Annotated in this window: 19 protein-coding genes; 9 read left to right on the forward strand and 10 right to left on the reverse strand. The window is 73.3% G+C overall.

Annotated features, from left to right (window positions below):
- Positions 1-8: 8 nt before the first annotated feature.
- Positions 9-602: a TetR/AcrR family transcriptional regulator gene (locus tag K4S16_RS10420; RefSeq protein ID WP_149258632.1), complete on the forward strand. Its 594-nt coding sequence runs from the start codon at positions 9-11 to the stop codon at positions 600-602.
- A 3-nt stretch (positions 603-605) separates the two neighbouring features.
- On the opposite strand, the gene K4S16_RS10425 is transcribed toward K4S16_RS10420, so the two are convergent.
- A complete protein-coding gene (locus K4S16_RS10425) occupies positions 606-2,039 on the reverse strand; it encodes an aldehyde dehydrogenase (RefSeq protein WP_235036693.1) in 1,434 nt (477 codons plus the stop codon).
- Positions 2,040-2,211: 172 nt separating this feature from the next.
- Here K4S16_RS10425 and K4S16_RS10430 point away from each other — a divergent pair, with 172 nt between their 5' ends.
- A complete protein-coding gene (locus K4S16_RS10430; RefSeq protein WP_149258633.1) occupies positions 2,212-3,393 on the forward strand; it encodes an acyl-CoA dehydrogenase family protein in 1,182 nt (393 codons plus the stop codon).
- Between the two features lie 59 nt (positions 3,394-3,452).
- On the opposite strand, the gene K4S16_RS10435 is transcribed toward K4S16_RS10430, so the two are convergent.
- The 3 genes from K4S16_RS10435 to K4S16_RS10445 form a co-directional block, all read right to left on the reverse strand.
- Positions 3,453-4,244 carry an enoyl-CoA hydratase/isomerase family protein gene (locus tag K4S16_RS10435; protein WP_149258634.1) on the reverse strand — a complete coding sequence of 264 codons (792 nt, stop codon included), beginning with the start codon at positions 4,242-4,244 and terminating at the stop codon, positions 3,453-3,455.
- Positions 4,241-5,206 (reverse strand): alpha/beta hydrolase, encoded by a 966-nt coding sequence (locus K4S16_RS10440; RefSeq protein ID WP_149258635.1) that lies wholly within the window; start codon positions 5,204-5,206, stop codon positions 4,241-4,243. Before K4S16_RS10440 ends, K4S16_RS10435 begins: the two co-directional genes overlap by 4 nt.
- A 72-nt stretch (positions 5,207-5,278) precedes the next feature.
- A complete protein-coding gene (locus K4S16_RS10445) occupies positions 5,279-6,094 on the reverse strand; it encodes a gamma-glutamyl-gamma-aminobutyrate hydrolase family protein (RefSeq protein WP_149258636.1) in 816 nt (271 codons plus the stop codon).
- Positions 6,095-6,657: 563 nt separating this feature from the next.
- Here K4S16_RS10445 and K4S16_RS10450 point away from each other — a divergent pair.
- The gene (locus K4S16_RS10450; RefSeq protein ID WP_235036694.1) at positions 6,658-7,761 is read left to right on the forward strand and encodes a globin domain-containing protein; all 1,104 of its coding nucleotides are present in this window, start codon (positions 6,658-6,660) and stop codon (positions 7,759-7,761) included.
- Positions 7,762-7,767: 6 nt separating this feature from the next.
- On the opposite strand, the gene K4S16_RS10455 is transcribed toward K4S16_RS10450, so the two are convergent.
- Complete coding sequence (locus K4S16_RS10455; RefSeq protein WP_149258874.1) at positions 7,768-8,568, reverse strand: helix-turn-helix domain-containing protein; 801 nt, start codon at positions 8,566-8,568, stop codon at positions 7,768-7,770.
- A 117-nt stretch (positions 8,569-8,685) separates the two neighbouring features.
- On the opposite strand from K4S16_RS10455, the gene K4S16_RS10460 reads away from it, so the two are divergent.
- A complete protein-coding gene (locus K4S16_RS10460) occupies positions 8,686-9,090 on the forward strand; it encodes a PaaI family thioesterase (protein WP_149258638.1) in 405 nt (134 codons plus the stop codon).
- Positions 9,091-9,124: 34 nt separating this feature from the next.
- Here K4S16_RS10460 and K4S16_RS10465 read toward each other — a convergent pair whose 3' ends face one another.
- The 3 genes from K4S16_RS10465 to thyX all read right to left on the reverse strand — a co-directional run bounded on the left by K4S16_RS10465 (position 9,125) and on the right by thyX (position 12,007).
- A complete protein-coding gene (locus K4S16_RS10465) occupies positions 9,125-9,847 on the reverse strand; it encodes a dienelactone hydrolase family protein (RefSeq protein ID WP_235036695.1) in 723 nt (240 codons plus the stop codon).
- Between the two features lie 131 nt (positions 9,848-9,978).
- Positions 9,979-10,983, reverse strand: coding sequence for an LAGLIDADG family homing endonuclease (locus K4S16_RS10470; RefSeq protein ID WP_149258639.1), 1,005 nt, complete (start codon positions 10,981-10,983; stop codon positions 9,979-9,981).
- A gap of 292 nt (positions 10,984-11,275) precedes the next feature.
- Positions 11,276-12,007: an FAD-dependent thymidylate synthase gene (thyX, locus tag K4S16_RS10475; RefSeq protein WP_149258640.1), complete on the reverse strand. Its 732-nt coding sequence runs from the start codon at positions 12,005-12,007 to the stop codon at positions 11,276-11,278.
- Between the two features lie 150 nt (positions 12,008-12,157).
- Here thyX and K4S16_RS10480 point away from each other — a divergent pair, with 150 nt between their 5' ends.
- Genes K4S16_RS10480 through K4S16_RS10490 form a run of 3 tightly spaced genes read left to right on the forward strand, consistent with a single transcriptional unit; the run spans position 12,158 to position 14,940 of the window.
- Complete coding sequence (locus K4S16_RS10480) at positions 12,158-14,206, forward strand: molybdopterin-dependent oxidoreductase (RefSeq protein WP_149258641.1); 2,049 nt, start codon at positions 12,158-12,160, stop codon at positions 14,204-14,206.
- 60 nt (positions 14,207-14,266) lie between these two features.
- A complete protein-coding gene (locus K4S16_RS10485) occupies positions 14,267-14,785 on the forward strand; it encodes a DinB family protein (RefSeq protein WP_149258642.1) in 519 nt (172 codons plus the stop codon).
- Complete coding sequence (locus tag K4S16_RS10490) at positions 14,782-14,940, forward strand: GrpB family protein (protein ID WP_149258643.1); 159 nt, start codon at positions 14,782-14,784, stop codon at positions 14,938-14,940. Before K4S16_RS10485 ends, K4S16_RS10490 begins: the two co-directional genes overlap by 4 nt.
- A 47-nt stretch (positions 14,941-14,987) precedes the next feature.
- Here K4S16_RS10490 and K4S16_RS10495 read toward each other — a convergent pair whose 3' ends face one another.
- Positions 14,988-15,389: an NUDIX domain-containing protein gene (locus K4S16_RS10495; protein WP_200841788.1), complete on the reverse strand. Its 402-nt coding sequence runs from the start codon at positions 15,387-15,389 to the stop codon at positions 14,988-14,990.
- A 73-nt stretch (positions 15,390-15,462) separates the two neighbouring features.
- On the opposite strand from K4S16_RS10495, the gene K4S16_RS10500 reads away from it, so the two are divergent.
- Positions 15,463-16,716 carry a DUF1266 domain-containing protein gene (locus K4S16_RS10500; protein WP_149258644.1) on the forward strand — a complete coding sequence of 418 codons (1,254 nt, stop codon included), beginning with the start codon at positions 15,463-15,465 and terminating at the stop codon, positions 16,714-16,716.
- 9 nt (positions 16,717-16,725) lie between these two features.
- On the opposite strand, the gene add is transcribed toward K4S16_RS10500, so the two are convergent.
- Positions 16,726-17,751, reverse strand: a complete 1,026-nt coding sequence (gene add / locus K4S16_RS10505; protein WP_200841789.1) for an adenosine deaminase — start codon at positions 17,749-17,751, stop codon at positions 16,726-16,728.
- A 98-nt stretch (positions 17,752-17,849) separates the two neighbouring features.
- On the opposite strand from add, the gene K4S16_RS10510 reads away from it, so the two are divergent.
- A complete protein-coding gene (locus K4S16_RS10510) occupies positions 17,850-18,824 on the forward strand; it encodes a YafY family protein (protein WP_149258645.1) in 975 nt (324 codons plus the stop codon).
- Positions 18,825-18,849: the final 25 nt, after the last annotated feature.

An 18,849-nucleotide genomic window follows, 5' to 3' on the forward strand; every position in this document is an offset into this window, starting at 1 on the left:
GACGACACATGGGCACCGCCGGCCGTTCCGTGCGCGAATCCCTGCTGGACGCCGCGGCAGACCTCCTGGTGGAGCGCGGCTACCGCGCCGTCCGGATGCGCGACGTCGCCGCCGCCGCCGGGGTCAGCCGGCAGACCGTCTACAACGAGTTCGGCGACAAGTGGGGCCTCGCGCAGGCGGTCGTGATCCGCGACAACGAGCGCTACCTCGACGGCATCGACGCCGTGCTGTCCGAGCACGACGACCTGTACTCCGCGGTGGTCGCCGCGGTGGTGTTCTCGCTGGAGACCTCCGCCGACGACCAGCTGAAGAAGGCGGTGCTCACGGGCGCGGGCGGCGACGAGATGCTGCCGCTGCTCACCACGCAGGCGGAGCCGGTGCTGTTCGCCGCCAGCGCCCGCATCGCCGAGCACGCCCTGCGCCAGTGGCCGGATCTGGACCGGGAGGCGCTCACCGAGATCGCCGACGCGGCGGTGCGCCTGACGATGAGCCACATCATGCTGCCGTCCGGGCCACCGGAGGTGTTCGCCCACTTCGTCGCCCGCATGGTGACCCGCTACATGGCCGCCACCGCGCGGCCCTCGGTCCGCGACGGCGGGTGACGGTCAGGGGACGTCGCTCCGGATGTGGACGACCTTGACCGCGGTCATCTCGTCCAGGAGCTCGGGGCCGTAGCCGAACCCGTGGCCGCTGGCGCGGCGCGGGGTGGCGGCGCCGCCGGGAGCGCCGCCGAACACCGCGTTGATCTTCACGGTGCCGGCGTCCAGCGTGCGCCAGGCTGCCTGCGCGTGCGCCATGTCGCGGGTGAGGACGGTCGCGGCGAGGCCGTAGCGGGAGCGGCGCGCAGCCTTCAGCGCCTGCTCGAACCCGGCCACGGTGCGCACGGGCGCGACGGGGCCGAAGGTCTCCTCCGCCATGACCGCCATGTGGTCGGCGCAGCCGGCGAGCACGGTCGCCGGGTAGAAGCAGCCGGGTCCCCCGGGCAGGCGCGCGCCGGTCAGGGCCCGCGCCCCGTCGGCGAGGGCCTTCTCCACCTGCTGGTGGACCTGGGTGCGGTGGCGCTCGTCGACGAGCGGCCCGAGCTCCGTGGACGGGTCGGCGCCAGGCCCCATGCGCAGGTCCCGCGCGCGGGCGGTGAGCGCGTCCAGGAACGGCTCGGCGACGGCCTCGTGCACGTAGACGCGCTCGACCGAGGTGCAGATCTGGCCGGCGTTGGCGAAGCAGCCGAGCGCGGCCTGCTCGGCGGCCCATGCCGGGTCGACGCCGGCGTCCACGATCAGGGGGTCGGCCCCGCCGTTCTCCAGGACGGTCCTCGCGCCCCTCCGGGCGGCCAGTTCGGCGATGCGGCGGCCGGCGCGGGTGGAGCCGACGTGCGCGACGACGTCGGCGCCCGGGTGCCCGGCGAGGGCCTCGCCGACCGCGCCGCCGCCGGTGACCATGTTCAGGACCCCGTCGGGCAGGCGCCCCGCGATCAGCTCGGCGAGCATCGCGCCGGTGTGGGGCGTCCGCTCGGACGGCTTGTGGACGACGGTGTTGCCCGTCGCCACGGCCGCGCCGACCAGGCCGCAGGCGATCGCGACCGGGTCGTTCCACGGCGTGATCGCGGCGACGACGCCCCACGGCTCGCGGACCATGAAGTCGGCGGCGTCCCGACCGCCCTGGAGGCTGCGCCCGCCGTGCAGCGGGCCCAGTTCGGCGTACTGGCGCAGGGTCCCGATGCCGGCCTCCACGCCGCCGAGGGCGTCACCGGTGGGCTTGCCCATCTCCGCGGTCACCAGGGCGGCCAGCTCGTCCATGCGCTCCTCGACCGCGCGCGCGGCCGCGTGCAGCGCCGCGCCCCGCTCGGCGGCCGGCACAGCGGCCCAGCCGGGCGCGGCGCCGCGGGCCGCCGCCACGGCCGTGTCCACGTCCGCCGCCGACGAGGCCGCCACCACCCCGAGCGGTTCGCCGGTCGCCGGATCGGTCACCGTGAACGTCTCGTCCCCGGTCCCCTGGCTCCACCGCCCGCCGGCCAGCATCCACCTGTCGCGCGGCCGCATGGCCTCCCCTTCCCGTCGTCGGATCCCTCCGCCGGTCCCCCGGTGCCGAGGTCCCCGTCTCGCCTACCCCGCGAAGCGGCGTTCATGACCACCCCTCGTCAGTGACCACTTACTTCGGTCGGCTACCGTGAGCCGGGCGAGAGTCGACGAGGGAGCTTGCGAGGGAGGCGCGATGGACTTCGACCTGCCGGAGGGCGCGGCCGCGGTGCGCGAGGGCGTGCTGGCGATCGCCGGGAAGTACGACCAGGACTACTGGAGCCGGTGCGACGCGGACAAGCGCTGGCCGGAGGAGGTCTGGCGGGAGCTGGTCGACGGCGGCTGGCACAGCCTGGCGGTCCCCGAGGAGTACGGCGGCGGGGGCCAGGGCCTGCTGGAGCTGGCGGTGGCCCTGGAGGCCCTCGCCGAGGGCGGCGCGGGCGGCGCCGCGTCCTTCATGTACCTGCTGACGCCCGCGTTCGGCGGGCTCACCATCGCCCGGCACGGCACCGCCGAGCAGAGGCGCGAACTCCTGCCGAAGATCGTCTCCGGCGAGATCGAGACGTGCTTCGCCGTCACCGAGCCGGACGCGGGCAGCAACGCGATCAACATCGCCACCCAGGCGCGCCGCGACGGCGACTCCTTCGTCGTCAGCGGCCAGAAGATCTGGATCTCCGGCATCGAGCGCGCCGACCTCCTCGTCCTGGTCACCCGGACGATCCCGGCCGCGGAGGCCCGGCCCCGCACGGCCGGCTTCACCGTCCTGCTCGTGGACGTCAAGAAGGCCGTGGCCGACGGCACGCTGACCTACCGGCCGATCCCCAAGCTCGGCACCAACACCGTCGCGTCCAGCATGGTCTTCCTGGACGGCGTGCGCGTGCCCGCGGACCGGGTCCTCGGCGAGCCCGATCAGGGCTTCGCCGTCCTGTGGGACATCCTCAACCCCGAGCGGATCCTCGCCGCCGCGGGCGGCGTCGGATCCGGCGGGCTGGTGCTGCGGATCGCCTGCGAGTACGCCGTCGAGCGCGCCCCGTTCGGCAGGCCGATCGGCGCGCACCAGGGCATCGCGTTCCCGCTCGCGCGGATCAAGGCGCAGCTGGAGCTGGCGCGGCTGATGACCTACAAGGCCGCCTGGCTCTGGGACCGGGGCCGGCCGTGCGGCTCGGAGGCCAACATCGCCAAGCTCACCGCGGCCGACGCGGCCTGGCAGGCCGCCGACCGCGCGTTCCAGACCCACGGCGGCATGGCGTACTCGCTGGAGTACCCGATCGCCAGGATGTTCCGGGACGCCCGCATTGGCAAGAACATCCCGGTCGCCGAGGAACTCGTCCTCGCCCACATCGCCCAGCACGAGCTGGGGCTCCCCAAGTCGTACTGACCGGGGCCGTGGGCGGTCCGGCCGGCGCCGGGCCGCCCCGGGGACCGCCGGGCCGCGCCTCAGCCGAAGCGGGGCGGGCGCTTCTCCCGGATCGCCGCGACGCCCTCGCGCACGTCCGGGCCGGTGAACCCGAAGAACTCCATCGCCAGGGACGCGTCGAACGTCGGCCCGGCGAGGCGCAGCCAGTTGTTCAGCGCGTGCTTGGTGAACGACAGCGCCTCGGCGGGCCCGGCGGCGAGCCGCCCGGCGATCTCCAGGGCGCGCTCGTGCACCTGCGCGTCGTCCACGCACAGCGAGACCAGGCCGATGCGCTCGGCCTCCTCGCCGGTGAGGACGTCGTTGAGCAGCAGGTAGTACTTGGCCTTCGCGAGCCCGCACAGCAGCGGCCACACGATGGCCGCGTGGTCGCCGGCCGCCACGCCCAGCCGCGTGTGCCCATCGATGATCTTCGCGGTGCGGCCCGCGACGGAGACGTCGGCCAGCAGCGCGACCGCGAGCCCCGCGCCCACCGCCGGGCCCTGCACGGCGCTGACCACCGGCTTGGAGCAGTTCACCACGTTCATCACGATGTCGCGGGCCTCGCGCATGATCCGGCGGCGGGACGCGTGGTCGGTCATCATCTCCTCGATCATGGCGAGGTCGCCGCCGGCGGAGAACGCCGTCCCCTCCCCGCGCACGAGGACCACGCGCACCTCGTCGTCGGCGTCGGCGTCCCGCCAGATCTCCGCCAGCTCGCGGTGCCCGGTGGTGTCGACCGCGTTCAGCTTGCCCGGCGTGCTGAGCGTGACCCGCAGCACCCCGTCCGCCGCCCAGTCGATCCTCAGCCGCTCGTACGCGTCGTACCGCGTCATGCCGCACTCCCCTGCCGCGAGTGGTCGTCGAATGCCGCGCGCAATCGTCGCACAGCGAACTCCACGGCCTCGGCACCGGCGTCGAAGATCTCGGGCAGCAGGAAGAAGGAGTGCACGACGCCGTCGTAGCGGCGCAGCTCCGCCGGCACGCCGGCGGCGGCGAGCCGGCGGGCGTACTCCTCGGCCTCGTCGCGCAGGATGTCGTACTCGGCGGTGATCACGGTGGCGGGCGCGGCGCCGGCCAGGTCCGCGGCGCGCAGCGGGGCGAGCCGGGGGTCGGACGGGTCGGCGCCGTCCCGGTAGAGGTCCATGAACCGGGCGAGCGACCCGGCGTCCAGCCCGTACCCCGTGCCGTACTCCCGCCAGCTCGGGGTGTCCATCGCCGTGTCGGTCACCGGGTAGACGAGCAGCTGGTGGGCGAGCCGCACCCCGGCGTCCCTGGCCAGCAGCGCGCACGCGGCGGCGAGGTTGCCCCCGGCGCTGTCGCCGGCGACCGCGACGGCCCCGTGCCGCACCCCGTACCGGCCGGGCCCGCGCGCCACCGACGAGACGACGGCCCAGGCGTCGTCCACCGCCGCGGGGAACGGGTGCTCGGGGGCGAGCCGGTAGCCGACGCTCAGCACGGCGCACTCCGCCGCGGCCGCCAGGTCGCGGCAGAAGGCGTCCACGTTGTCGACGCCGCCGAGCACCCATCCCCCGCCGTGCAGGTACACGACGGCGGGCAGCGGCCCCCGCTCGGGCGGCTCCGGGCGGTACAGGCGCACCGGCACGGGCCCTCCCGGGCCGGGAACCTCGATGTCGCGGACCTCCGGAAGCTCGCGCCGCTCGACCGGGAACGCCGCGCCGATCCGCTCCCGCATCTCCTCGATCGCGGGCTCGGCGTCCCCGCCCCCTCCCGGCGGCGCGGCCGTCCACGAGGCGAGCAGTTCCAGAAAGCTCACGGTCTGCGGGTGCAGGGGCATGCGGCGGCCTCCGGGGGTCGGCGGGAATCCTCCCCACGGCCTCCCCGGTGGCCCGCCGATCAATCCCCGGCCTCAGCGGCCGGCGGCACCGGCGTCGGCCGCCTGCCGCACCGGCGCCGGCGGCGCCGCGGGCGCCTGCCCGCGGCCCGCGGCCTCGGCGACGAGGGCCTCGAACAGCCGCCGGTCGTCTCCTTCCTCGGGGTGCCACTGGACCGCGAGCCCGAAGCGGTGCCCCTGGAGCTCCACGGCCTCGACGACCTGGTCCTCGGCCCACGCGACGGCGGTCAGGCCCTTGCCGAGCCGGCTCACCGCCTGGTGGTGGCAGGTGGGCACGTCGGCCGAGCCGCCGAGGATGCCGCCGATCCGGCTCGTCTCGCTGATCCGCACCCGGTGGGAGCCGACCAGCCCGGCCTGCGGGGCGTGCCCCTTGTGGCCCACCGCCTCCGGCAGGTGCTGGACGAGGGCGCCGCCGCGCACGACGTTCAGCACCTGCATGCCCCGGGAGACGGCCAGGAAGGGCAGATCGGCGGCCACGACGGCGCGGGCGAGGGCCAGCTCGAACCGGTCGCGCTGCGGCTGCGGCGGCCCGGTCTCGTAGTGCCGGAAGGCGCCGTACAGCTCGGGGTCGACATCGGCGCCGCCCGCCAGCACGACGCCGTCCAGCCGGGAGACCAGGGTGCCCAGCCCGCGCAGGGTCGCGGCCGGCGGCAGCAGGACCGGGACGCCGCCGGCCCGTTCGACCGAGCGCGCGTACGGCACCGGCAGCAGCGCGGCCTCGCGCACCCAGCTCCCCCAGCGGGCCGGCTCCTGGTAGGCGGTGATGCCGATGAGCGGCGGCGCGCCCTCACCGGCCGCGGGGCGCGGGGCCCCGCACGCGGCTTGCGACATGTGTGTCTCCCCCTCTGCTGAGCACCGGCCGCGGGGCGGCGGCCGCTATGGGTGATCCGCCTGTCGGCCGCACGTCACCGTGCGTCACCCGCCCCCTCGCGCCGCCCGGCCCCGGGGCCCTCCTCCCGGCCAGCTTGCCGCACGGCACGCACGTCCGCCGTGGAAAGCGGCGAGATCGGCGCACCGCGCCGCCGCGGGCCGCGGCGCGGCCTTTGGCGGCGCGCAGCAGGAAACACGAAGAATTCTGAAATCTTCTCCCGGGATAGGGGTTCTTCCTCCCCATCCGACCGGTTCCTCCTGAACGTCGGAACACAGATCCGATACTGATCAGTATGCGTTGACTGCGGCACTTACCGGGGGTCACGGAGAATTGAACCTTCGTTACTGACAGTAGCGATCACGAGGCTCTTCGCGAGCAATCCATTGAACACCTGCGGAGATTGGTGAGAGAATCTCACCGAGTCGGGCAGCGAACGCGCACGGATCGACCGTCGCACCCGCCGTCCGGCCGCCGGAAACAGCCCGAAGGGAAGGCGTGCCGCCGAATGCCATCGGAAACTCGCGTGATCAAAGAATGCTTCGCACGCCTCGAGGCCGACCCGGCGGGCGCCATGAGCTTTTTCTACGGCCGCCTTTTCGCGGCCCGGCCCCGACTGCGGTCCCTGTTCCCGCCCGCGATGGGCGGCCAGCACGACCGGTTCTTCCACGCGCTCAGCCGGATCGCGTGGAGCCAGGACAACCCGGAGGAACTCGCCCGCCACCTCGAGGGCCTCGGGCGCGGCCACCGCAAGTACGGGGTGCTGCGCGAGCACTATCCGGACGTCGAGGAGGCCGTGGTCGCGACGCTGCGCACCTTCGCCGCCGACGTCTGGACGGCCGAGGCCGAGACCGCCTGGCGCACCGCCTACCGCTCCGCGGCCGAGGCCATGGCCGGCGCGGCGGAGCGGGACGCCGCGGACGCCCCGCCGTGGTGGGTCGCCGAGGTCGTCCGGCACGACCGCCGCGCCTTCGACCTCGCCGTCCTCACGCTGCGCCCCGAGCGCCCCCTGCCGTTCGCGCCCGGGCAGCACGTGAGCGTGCAGTCGGCCAGCTGGCCCCGGGTCTGGCGGCCCTACTCGATCGCGAACGCGCCCCGCCGGGACGGGACGGTCTGCCTGCACGTCCGGGCCGTTCCCGCCGGATGGGTGAGCGGCGCGCTGGTCCGGCACACCGGGCCGGGCGACAGCGTGCTGCTGGGCCCGCCGGAGGGCGCGATGACCCTCGACCCGGACTCGGACCGCCCGCTCCTGCTGATCGGCGGCGGCACCGGCCTCGCCCCGGTGAAGGCGCTGGCCGAGCAGGCCGTCGCCTCCGCCCCGGACCGCGACGTCCTGCTCGTCGTCGCGGCCCGCACCGAGGACGGCCTCTACGACCTCCCCGGGCTTCGGCTGCTGGAGTCCGCCCACGCCCGGCTCCGCGTCGTCCCGGTGGTCTCACGCGAACCCGCGCCCGGCGCGGTCGCCGGCCGCGTGCCGGACGTCCTGCCGCTGATCGTGGACGGCGCCGCCGGCCACGACGCCTACGTGGCCGGCCCCGCCCCGCTCGTCCGCGGGGCGGTCTCCGCCCTGCAGCGGCTGGGCGTGCCGCTGACGCGCGTCCACCACGACCTGCTCACGGCCGGCGACTGACGCCCGTCACAGGCCGGCGCGCTCCCGCAGGAACCCGGCCGTCTTGGCGTCCGCCGGGTAGAACGACTCGATCGCCAGCTCGGCCACGGTGATGTCGACCGGCGTCCCGAAGGTCGCGATGGTGCTGAAGAACGACAGCTCGCGGCCGTCCACCCGCATCCGCAGCGGGACGAAGACCTCGTGGTCCGCGGGCGGGGCCATCGCCTCCCCCACGTCGCCGGGGAAGCTCCGCAGCTCCCGGTACAGCTGGGCGAGCGACGCGTCCGCGGTCAGGGCCACATGGCGCCGGACGCGGTCGATCATGTGGGCGCGCCACTCCGCCAGGTTCAGGATGTTCTTGGCCATCCCGTCCGGGTGCATGCTGAGCCGCAGCACGTTCAGCGGCGGCTCCAGCAGCTCGGGCGGGGCGCCCTCCATGAAGAACGCCGCCGCGCCGTTCGCGTCGATCAGGTTCCAGAACCGGTCCACCACCACCGCCGGGTAGGGCTCGTGGCCCTCCAGGACCTGCCGGATCGCCGCGCGGACCGTGTCCATCTTCGGTTCCTCGATCGGCGTCTCGTCGAACACCGGCGCGTACCCGGCGGCCACCAGCAGCAGGTTCCGGTCGCGCAGCGGCACGTCCAGGTGCTCGGCGAGCCGCAGCACCATCTCCCGGCTCGGCGCCGAGCGCCCCGTCTCCACGAAGCTCAGGTGCCGCGTCGACACGTCCGCCTCCGACGCCAGCTCCAGCTGGCTCAGCCTGCGCCGCTGCCGCCACGCCCGGAGCTGGTCCCCGATCGGCCGCACGTCGCTCAACCCCGTCGTCATCGTCGTCACGGCACGACGCTACCGACACCCGGGTCAGGCCCGCGATTACGTCCGGGGTAATGGACGCGGTGCCGCCGGATCACCAGGGTGGGTTCCGACACCGCCGGAGGAGGCTTCATGACGACCGGGCTCACCCCCGACCAGCTGACCGACGCCATGCCGTTCGCCCGCGCGCTCGGCGTGGAGATCGACACCGCCGGACCCGAGGAGGTCACCGGCCATCTGGACTGGGCCGCCGACCGCTGCACCGCGGGCGGCGTCATGCACGGCGGCGCCCTCATGGCGCTGGCCGACACGCTCGGCGCGGCGTGCGCGTTCCTGAACCTCCCGCCCGGCGCCTCCACGACGACGCTGGAGTCCAAGACCAACTTCTTCCGCGGGGTCAGGGAGGGGCGCGTCCAGGGCGTCTCGCGCCCGCTGCACACCGGCCGGACCTCGATCGTCGTCCAGACCGACCTGCTCGACGCGACCGGGCGCCGCGTCGCCCAGGTGACCCAGACGCAGGCCGTACTGGGGCCCTGATCCCGGGGAGGACAGGGCGCCACGGCAAATGCCTTTACGTTGTAGATTTTTTAGCGAGATGCTCGGCAAAGAAGGCGAGGATGCGCGCCCAGCCGTCCGGGGCGTTCTCGCGGCCCTTGCCGAACCCCATGACGATCTTCGCGACCGGGCCGAGCGGGGGCGGCGGGGTGAGCCCGGTGAGGAACCCGTGCCCGGTGCCCGGGTACTCCTTCACGTCGTGCGGCACGCCGGCGGCCGTGAGGGCGCGCTCCAGCCGGCCGGCGGCGCCCCGCAGCGTCGGGTCGGCGGCCCCGTAGCTGCCCACGATCGGGCACGCGCCCCGCAGCGACTCCTCCGGCCGGCGCGGCAGGATCCCGTAGTTGGCCGCGGCGGCCTTGAAGTCGTACTTGGCCGCCGCGACCAGCGCGAACCCGCCGCCCATGCAGAACCCGCACACTCCGACGTCGCCGGTGCAGTCGTCCCTGCCGGCGAGCCACGCGCGGGTGGCCTCGATGTGGTCGTAGGTCGGCCCGCGCTGGGCGCGCATGTCGCGCATCGCCTTGGCGACGCAGCGCACCCAGGGGGCCCCGTTGTAGAGGTCGGGCAGGACGGCGAGGTAGCCGTTCGCGGCGAACCGGTCGGCCTGGGCGCGCATGTCGGCGTTCGCGCCCATCGCCTCGAACACGATCACGACGCCCGGCCAGGGCCCCTCGCCGTCGGGGACGGCGAGGTACCCCGGCAGCTCGCCGGCGCCCATCGGAATGGAGATGTCAGACATAGCGTCCAATACTCCCCCAGGCGGGCCGGGCGCGCCTAGAGCCCCGCCCCAGTCGCCCCCAACTCGCGGCACCACCGCAGGACCGACGCCTCCCCACCTCCGCGAACCCACGACCGAAACTGCCATCGACCTCAGCGCCCCTGAACGGCTCCGCGTCGACCTCCAGTCCCGAAGTTCGAACCCGCCCCCGAAACGACGATCTTGCCGTTTCGCCGGACGAGCAGAAGTCCCCACGGGACGGCTGCGCCATGAAGTCCGCCCGAATAGTTCTCAACACCATCGTTATATCCGTCTTTATTCCAGTACCGGCTGGACTGGCTGCGCCCGTGATTGACAAGCGGCCTGTTGCGCCTGGACACCAACGAGACGACATACGTCTGCCGGATATTGCGAAATGATTGCCCGTTCGGCATCACCCGCAACAGCCCGATACGATCATCAATACGTATGTTGGCGCTGATACCCGCCTTGACAGCGAGAACCTGTATCCCTCCAGCCAGTTCTTCGGAGGCGGTGTAGATCACTCGGTGTCCGCTTGCGGCGTGCGTTGTGCCGTCACCTTCCACCATCGCTTCAATCAGAACCCGAATGATCTCAGGCGCCCAGTCCTGCACCTCCCGAGGCAATTGCTTGTCGACCGCTCGCCCCAACGGGGCCAAGTAGTCCCTAAGCTGAACGCACTGGGTTCGGACGCACCCATGACCTGAAGCCGGAACATAGGCAGACAAACCTAACTCGCCCAAGACTCGGACCATGGCATCCAGCACGGGACCTCGGTTCTGCGCCAGAATGATCTGGTTCCCGTTGATCGACCCTTCCGAGATGAAGTAACCAAGGAATGCCGCGAAAGCCCTCGCCGGAAAAGCTCTACCCGGATAGGTCCGCAAGCAGCGCGCGCCGTTGTCCGACCTCGTCCATACCCGGCTTGTCGAGGGGACCCGCACCTCCGGATCGGCTCCACGCAGCCATCTTGCCGTCTTGTCGTAACGGACGCGCTTGTGCATGAGAGCCCCCGGCGTCTCGAGGGCGTACGACTGCTCTCCCCGTCGCGCCGCACGCGTGTCGACCCGTTGAACCCAGAGTGGATGCTCGACACCCACCAGCAGATCGATCTGTTCCGAGCGGACTCTGTACATCGGGCCATCGACCATACGGTGATATACGGCAGTCGCTGGTTGATACTCCAGTGCGCCTGTTAGCGGATCTACGGCTCCGAGAATCTCTGTCCCGTCCACCCGCGGCCAAGGCTTCCAGCCACGATCCGTCAACACATCCGTTTTGTCATCATATCCGACCAACATCCTGCCCCCCTCACCATGCTTCGCTCGATGCCGCGAGAGGGAAAGTGAACCACGGAGGTCGGACAAGACGCCCCTGCCGGTGATCGGATATCAGTAGGCCCTGCGTCCACAGGGCATCCCACCGCCGTCAGGGACAGACGCGACCGTTGGCCTCGAAGGCGGCGTGCGTCAAAGGCATGAGCTTCGCCCACTCCTCTTCCATCAACTCTGCGACCATCTCGATCTCCCGTTGCGGGAACGAGGGGAAGGTAGCGTCCTCACGCTTGATTCGCAGGGACAAGAAGTTCATCAAGGCGCGCGCATTACAGGTCAGGTACATCGACGAGTACAGCCCCACAGGAAGAACGCTCCTCGCGACCTCACGTGCGATGCCCGCGTCCAGCATCTCCGTGTAGGCGCGATACGCCTGGCGGTAACTCTCCTCCATTGCGGCTGTGACGATTTTGTGCTGCTCCGGAGTGCCGTCCACGAACACGTACTTGCCCGGCCTTCCTTCCTGCACAAGTTTCCGGTCGGGCCCCGGCACGTAGAACACGGGTTCCAGCCTGCGGTAGCGGCCGCTTTCCTCGTTGAACGAGAACGTCCGGTGCCGCATCTGCTCGCGGAACACGAAGATCGGCGCCTTCACGTAGAAGGTCATCGACGAGTGCTCGAACGGCGTGCCGTGCCTGTCCCGCATGAGGAAGTTGATGAGGCCCTTGGACCTTTCGGGGTCGGCCTCGATCTCCGCCAAGGAGTTCTCGCCCTTGGTCGACACTCGTGCCGCCCACAGCACATCAGCGTCCGAGGCCGCGGACTTGATCAGCTCCACCACCACGTCGCTGCGGAACTCGATGTCCATCGCCTCGCCGTCTGCCATCGAATCTCCCCTTCATCTCTACTCGACCGTCCCGGCAACCTTAGCGGCGACGAGCGACCTTCTGGCATGGCGGGTGTCAGCCACCAACCTGAGTGACACTCATGGCATTTTGGCCCACACTGGGTCATTCATGCAGCCTGGGGAGGTCCGATGCCATCGGAGTCGACCGTGCTCGGAGCCTGTCCGCTGGACTGCCCCGACGGGTGCTCATGGGTCGTCACCGTGCGGGACGGGACCGCCGTCCGGCTGCGCGGCAACCCCGACCACCCGTACACGCGCGGGGCCCTGTGCGCGAAGGTGAACCGGTGGCTGGAGCGCGCCGCACAGCCGGACCGCATCCTGCATCCGCTGCGCCGGGTGGGCGCCAAGGGCGAGGGGCGGTTCGAGCGCATCGGCTGGGACGAGGCGCTCGACGAGATCGCCGCGCGGCTGGAGGACATCGTCCGAGAGCACGGCGGAGAGGCGGTCTGGCCCTACTGGGGGACGGGGACGCTCGGCTACCTCCAGGGCCTCGAAGGCTATTCGGGCCGGCGGTTCTTCAACGCGCTCGGCGCCTCGGCCCACGACGCCAACATCTGCTCGGCGGCGGGCAACGCCGGGATGGCCGAGGCGGTCGGCTCGCCCGGCGGCATGGACCCCGAGGACCTCGCGCACGCCCGGCTGGTCCTGCTGTGGGGGACGAATCCCCTGACGAGCGGCCACCACGTGTGGAAGTTCGTCCAGGACGCGCGGAAGGCGGGCGCGCACCTGGTCGCGATCGATCCGGTGCGGACCCGGACCGCGCGCCAGGCCGACGAGCACCTGGCGCCCCTGCCCGGCACGGACGGCGCGCTCGCGCTCGGCCTGCTCAACGTCATCGTGGGCCTCGGCGGGCAGGACGCCGGCTTCCTGGCCCGCCGCACGCTCGGCTGGGACGAGTTCGCCGCCCGGATCGCCGAGTACACCCCGGACCGGGCCGCGCGCATCACCGGCGTCCCGGCGGACCGCATCGTCGCGCTCGGCGAGCGGATCGCCCGCACCCGCCCCACCGCCATCCGGGCGACGCAGGGCCTCCAGCGGCACTCCGGCGGCGGGGCCGCCCTGCGGCTGATCTCCGCCATCCCGGCCGTGACCGGCGACTGGGCGCGGCGCGGCGGCGGGGTCGCGTTCTCCACGTCCGGGCACGTGAAGCTGAACAAGGCCGCGCTGTGGCGGGACGACCTGCGCCCCGGCCCGGTGCGGACGCTGTCGATGAGCCGGCTGGGCGAGGGCCTGCTGGACGTCCAGGACCCGCCGGTCAAGGCCCTGTTCGTGATCGCGGCGAACCCCGTCGGCAGCACCCCGCACCAGAACAAGGTGCGCAGGGGTCTGGCCCGCGACGACCTGTTCACCGTGGTCCTGGAGCAGTTCCCGACCGACACCGCGGACTACGCCGACATCGTGCTGCCCGCGACGGCCCAGCATGAGCACGCCGACCTGCACGAGGGCTACGGGCACCTGTACCTGACGTGGAACGAGCCGGCGGTGGCGCCGCCCGGCGAGTGCCTGCCGACGACCGAGACCTTCCGCAGGCTGGCGCGCCGGATGGGCCTGGAGGAGCCGGCCCTCTACGACTCCGACGAGAGCCTCGCCGAGCAGCTGCTGGCGTCGGACCACCCGTGGATGGCCGGGATCACGCTGGACCGGCTCCGCAAGGAGGGGTTCGTGCGCATGTCGGTCCCGGACCCGTTCCTGCCGTACGCCGACGGCTTCCCCACCCCGTCGGGGCGGTTCGAGTTCCGCTCCCCCGCCGCCGGGCTCGCCGGATACGTCCCGCCCGCGGAGGTCGCCGACGCCGAGCGTGCCGAGAGGTACCCGCTCGCCCTGGTCTCGGCGGCGTCGCACGAGTTCCTCAACACCCAGTTCGCCAACAACCCGGAGCTGAGGCGCCGCTCGGGCGGCCTCACCGTCCGCCTCCACGAGGACGACGCGAGGGCGCGGGGCCTGAGCGACGGCCAGCGCGTCACGGTCGCCAACGACCGGGGCGCCTTCGAGGCCGTCCTGAAGGTCACCGACGAGGTCCGCCCCGGCGTGGCGGCGACCGCCAAGGGCCACTGGGCCAAGCTCTCCGGCGGCGCCAACCCCAACGCCGTCGTCGACGAGCGCGACACCGACCTCGGCGGCGGCCCCGTCTTCCACGACACCCGCGTAGAGATCACCGCGATCCCGCCCGGGTCGTGAGCGCCGCGGAGGCGATATTCCGTGGACCACCGGCTCGCCCGTGGGAGAGGATTTGCGCCCATGGCTTGGACTGCACCCGCCGTGGAGCGCGGCGACTTCCCCACCAGCGGCGGCGAGCGCGCGTCCCTGGAGGAGTACCTGGACTTCCACCGTGCGACCCTGATGCTCAAGTGCGGCGGGCTGACCGGTGAGCAGCTCGCGTCGAGGCCGCTGCCGACCACGGGCCTGACCCTGCTCGGGCTCGTTCGGCACCTCGCGGAGAACGAGCGCTGGTGGTTCCGTCGCAGGTTCGACAAGCAGGACACGCTAGGGGACCTGTACTGCTCGGAGGAGCACCCCGACGGCGACTTCGACCTCGGCACCGCCGCCGGCGCGCAGGAGGACTTCGCCGTCTACGCGCGGGAGGTCGAGCTGGCCCGGCAGACCACGAGGGACCGGTCCCTGGACGAGGAGTTCCCGGGCAGGGACGGCACGCTGACGCTGCGCTGGGCCTACCTCCACATGATCGAGGAGTACGCCCGCCACAACGGCCACGCCGACCTCCTCCGCGAGGCCATCGACGGCTCCACCGGCGAATGAGACGCCGCGCCGACGAGGGCCACCGGGAGGAGTACGCGTCGCTGAAACGCGCGCTGGCCGCGCGGACGGATCACGACGTCGACGACTACGGCCGCGACAAGATGCCGTGGATCGGTCGGGCCCTCAAGCGGGCCGAGGGCTGGGCGCGTCGTTGACGGCGGCCGGGGGCGCTTGGTCGGGCTGGGGCCCGCACCCGGCGGGGTCAGTGGAGGCGGCCTGTCTCGTGGAGGTGGTCGAAGATGATCTGGTCGACGGGGGACACCCGGGCGCGGTCGGCGTGGGTCAGCCAGACGACCTCGGCGATCTCGCTGGACGGCGTCGGGCTGCCCTGGTGGTCGGCGGTGTAGCAGGTCATCCGGACGGTGACGCCTTCGGCGTGGCCGTGCGCCTGGGCCTGGAAGGTGCCCAGGTGCGCGGCGGTGGCGGGGACGATCGCGACGGCGAGCTCCTCGTCGATCTCCCTGACCAGGGTGTCGAGGTCGCTCTCGCCGGGTTCGCGCTTGCCTCCGGGCAGGTAGTAGACGTCCTTGCCCCGCGATCGGGTGCTGAGGATCCTGCCGTCCTCGAGGTGGATCCAGGCGATCTTGTCGATGAGGGTGCTCACCGGTCCATCCTGTCGTGCCGCGAAGGCGGGTGCCATGATCTTCGCGGCCGGTACGGTGTGGCCGGGAGGGATCATGACGTTTCAGGGCGATGCCGGGGCGCTCGAACGTGCCAGGAAGTACGAGCGGCAGGGGCGGGCCGAGGAGGCCGCGGCCGCCTACGCCGGCGCCGCCGAGGCCATGGAGGCGCGCGGCGACCGGGCGTCCGCCGCGGCGGCGCGGGCCCGGTACGCGCGGGCGCTCGCGGCCGCGGGACGGACCGGCGAGGCCCAGCGCGTCCTCGACGTCCTCGACCGGGCGGCCGCGTCGCTGCCCGCCGGGGTCCGGGCGGGCCTGGACGCGCAGGCGGCGCACGTCCTGGCCGCCGCGGGGCGGACCGGCGAGGCGGCGCGGCGGGCCTGGGCGGCGATGTCGGCGTTCGGGGCGTCGCAGGACCCCAAGCGCGCCGGCGCGGCCGGCGTCCACGCCGCGCGGCTGATCCTGAAGGACGCGGGGCCGCGCGGGGCGCTGCGTCCGCTGCGCGAGCTGCTGGCGCAGATGCCGCCCGGCGGCGAGGCGTACGGGCAGGTCGCGAAGCTGCTCGCGGACGCCGAGCGGCGCCCCGACCGCGACCACGACATCCTCGTCACCGACCCGGACGGCGCCGCGTGGGGACGGCTCGCCGCGGCCCTCGCCGTGGGCGCGCACCTGGCCGTCGGGAACGGCGTCGCCTGGAACACGCTCGCCGGCGACGACGGGAGCTCCCGCGACGACCGGGTGCTGCTGGAGCGCGACTGGGGCATCACCGACACCGAGGGCTGGCGCGAGCAGATGGACGCGCTGCTCGACGCCCGCAACAGCGACCCGGCGATCCAGATGGTGCTCGACCGGCGCGGGAGGGGCACCGACCGGAGGGCGTGGGAGGACGCGATCGTCGCCTGGTGCCGGGAGCGCGACATCGCCGAGCCGACCGTCCGGGAGGTCGTGGAGCTGTCCGGGACGGTCCTGCGCTACGAGGCGCGGTTCCGGGCGGACGGCCTCCTCCCGCCGGACGGCCGGGTCGAGAGCGTCTACGGCTACGACTTCGGGCGCGCGGTGAACATGGCCCGCTGGGGCCTGAACGCCGGGTACTGCGACGCCGAGGAGGCCGAGAAGTGCGTCCTCACGGCGGGGCACCGCGCCCACCAGGTGTACGCGTCGTGGCGGGAGTTCTCCGCCGGGTACGTCCTCGGCCGGATGCTGCGGTTCGACGAGGGCGAGTTCGGCGAGTGGTACGAGCGCTCCCTCACCGGCCACCGCGTCCTCGCCGAGGACCCCGGCAGCCCGTGGCGGCGCATGGCCTGGGGCTGACCGCCGGGCTCAGCCCAGCGCGTCGATGTCGGCGATGACCGCCTTGCGTCCCTCGCCGTCCAGCGACGAGGCCTCCACGGCGTTGCGGGCCAGGGACGCCAGTTCGGCGCGGCCGAGCCCGAACGCCTCGGCGGCGACGCGGTACTCGCCGGTGAGGGTCGTGTTGAACATCGGCGGGTCGTCGCTGTTCAGGGTGACGAACAGCCCCTCCTCCAGCATCCGCGGCAGCGGGTGCGCGGCGAGGTCGGCGACCTGGCCGGTGCAGACGTTGGAGGTCGGGCACACCTCCAGCGGCAGCTGCGTCTCGCGCAGGTGGGCGACGAGGCGGGGGTCGTCCAGGCAGCTGGTGCCGTGGCCGATGCGCTCGGCGCCGAGGCCCTCCAGGGCCTCCCAGATCGTCTCCGGGCCGGTCATCTCCCCCGCGTGCGGGAGGCTGCGCAGCCCGGCGGCGCGGGCCGCGGCGAACGCGTCGCGGAACGCGTCCCGGTGCGGCGGGCGGCACTGCTCGATGCCGCCGATCCCGAACCCGACGAGCGCCTCCGGCGGATGCCGCAGGGCGTGGTCGAGGGTGCCGCGGGCGCCGTCGGCGCCGAACTCGCCCGGGATGTCGAAGATGTAGGCGACGCGGATGCCGAGCCGGTCGCGGGCCTCGCGGGCGGCGAGGTCGAGCGCCTCGGTCACCGCGGGCATCGGCATGCCGGCCCGCTGGTGGGTGTAGGGCGTGACGGTCAGCTCGACGTACCGGACGTTCTGCGCGGCGAGGTCGCGGGCGACGCCGGACACGAGGGTGCCGACGTCCTCGGGCGTCCGGACCAGGCTGGACACCGACTCGTACACCTCGGCGAAGTGCGGGAAGTCGCGGAACTCGTAGAAGGCGCGCAGCTCGCGCTCGTCGACGGGGACGGGCCCGTCCGGGTGGCGGCGGGCGAGCTCCAGGACGGTCGGGACGGAGGCGGAGCCCACGAGGTGGACGTGGAGCTCGACCTTCGGGAGGGCGTCGATGAACGCCGCGATGCTGGTGTTGTCGGTAGGCACGCCGCGAAGCTAACAGCGATCCGACCTGCCGGAACAGGCGAACCCGCCGAACCTCCCACGAAATTGTCAGAAACCCCTCCGTTCGGCAGGATGGTCCCGTGCGCGCCGCCCGACTGATCTCCGCCGTGCTCCTGCTGCAGTCGCGGGAGACGATGACGGCCGGCGAGCTGGCCCGCGAGCTCGAGGTGTCCGAGCGCACCGTGTACCGGGACATGGAGGCGCTGTCGGCGGCCGGGGTGCCGGTCTACGCCGACCAGGGCCGCGGCGGCGGGTACCGGCTGCTCGGCGGGTACCGGACGCGGCTCACCGGCCTCACCCGCGAGGAGGCCGAGGCGCTGTTCCTGTCCGGGCTGCCCGGCCCGGCCGGGGACATGGGGCGGGCCGACGCGCTCGCGGCGGCCGAGCTGAAGGTCCTCGCCGCGCTGCCGAGGGCGCTGCGGGACGCGCCCGCCCGCGCGAACCAGCGGTTCCACCTCGACGCGCCGGGCTGGTTCGGCGAGAGCGGGCCGCCGCCGCTGCTGCGCGACCTCGCCCGCGCCGTGTGGGACGACGAGACCGTGGAGCTGCGCTACCGCCGCAAGGGCTCCGAGGTCGTCCGGACGGCCGAGCCGCACGGGCTCGTCCTCAAGAACGGCACCTGGTACCTGGTCGCGCGGGTCGGCGGCGCGCACCGCACCTACCGGGTGGACCGCGTCGCCGCCGTCCGCCCCACCGGGGAGTTCTTCCAGCGCGACGAGGACTTCGACCTCGCGGAGCACTGGCGCGGGCAGGCCGCCGCCTTCGTGCGGTCGATGCTGCGCGAGGAGGCCACGGTGCGCCTGTCCCCCGCCGGCATGCGGATCCTGCGGTACGCCGTCCAGCCGCACGCGGCCCAGGAGGCGGCCGCGGCCGCCGGCGAGCCCGACGAGCGGGGATGGGTGGTGACGACGCTGCCGGTCGAGTCGACGGTCGTCGCGGCGTCCGAGCTGATGCGGCTCGGGGCGGAGGTCGAGGTGCTCGCGCCGCCGGAGCTGCGGGAGCGGATGGCCGACAACGCCGCCCGGCTCGCGGAGCTGTACCTGTCGGCGGACTAGCCGCCGCGGACGCGGCCCCGCCGGC

The organism is Actinomadura sp. K4S16 (genome assembly GCF_008327685.1).
Taxonomy (GTDB): domain Bacteria; phylum Actinomycetota; class Actinomycetes; order Streptosporangiales; family Streptosporangiaceae; genus Spirillospora.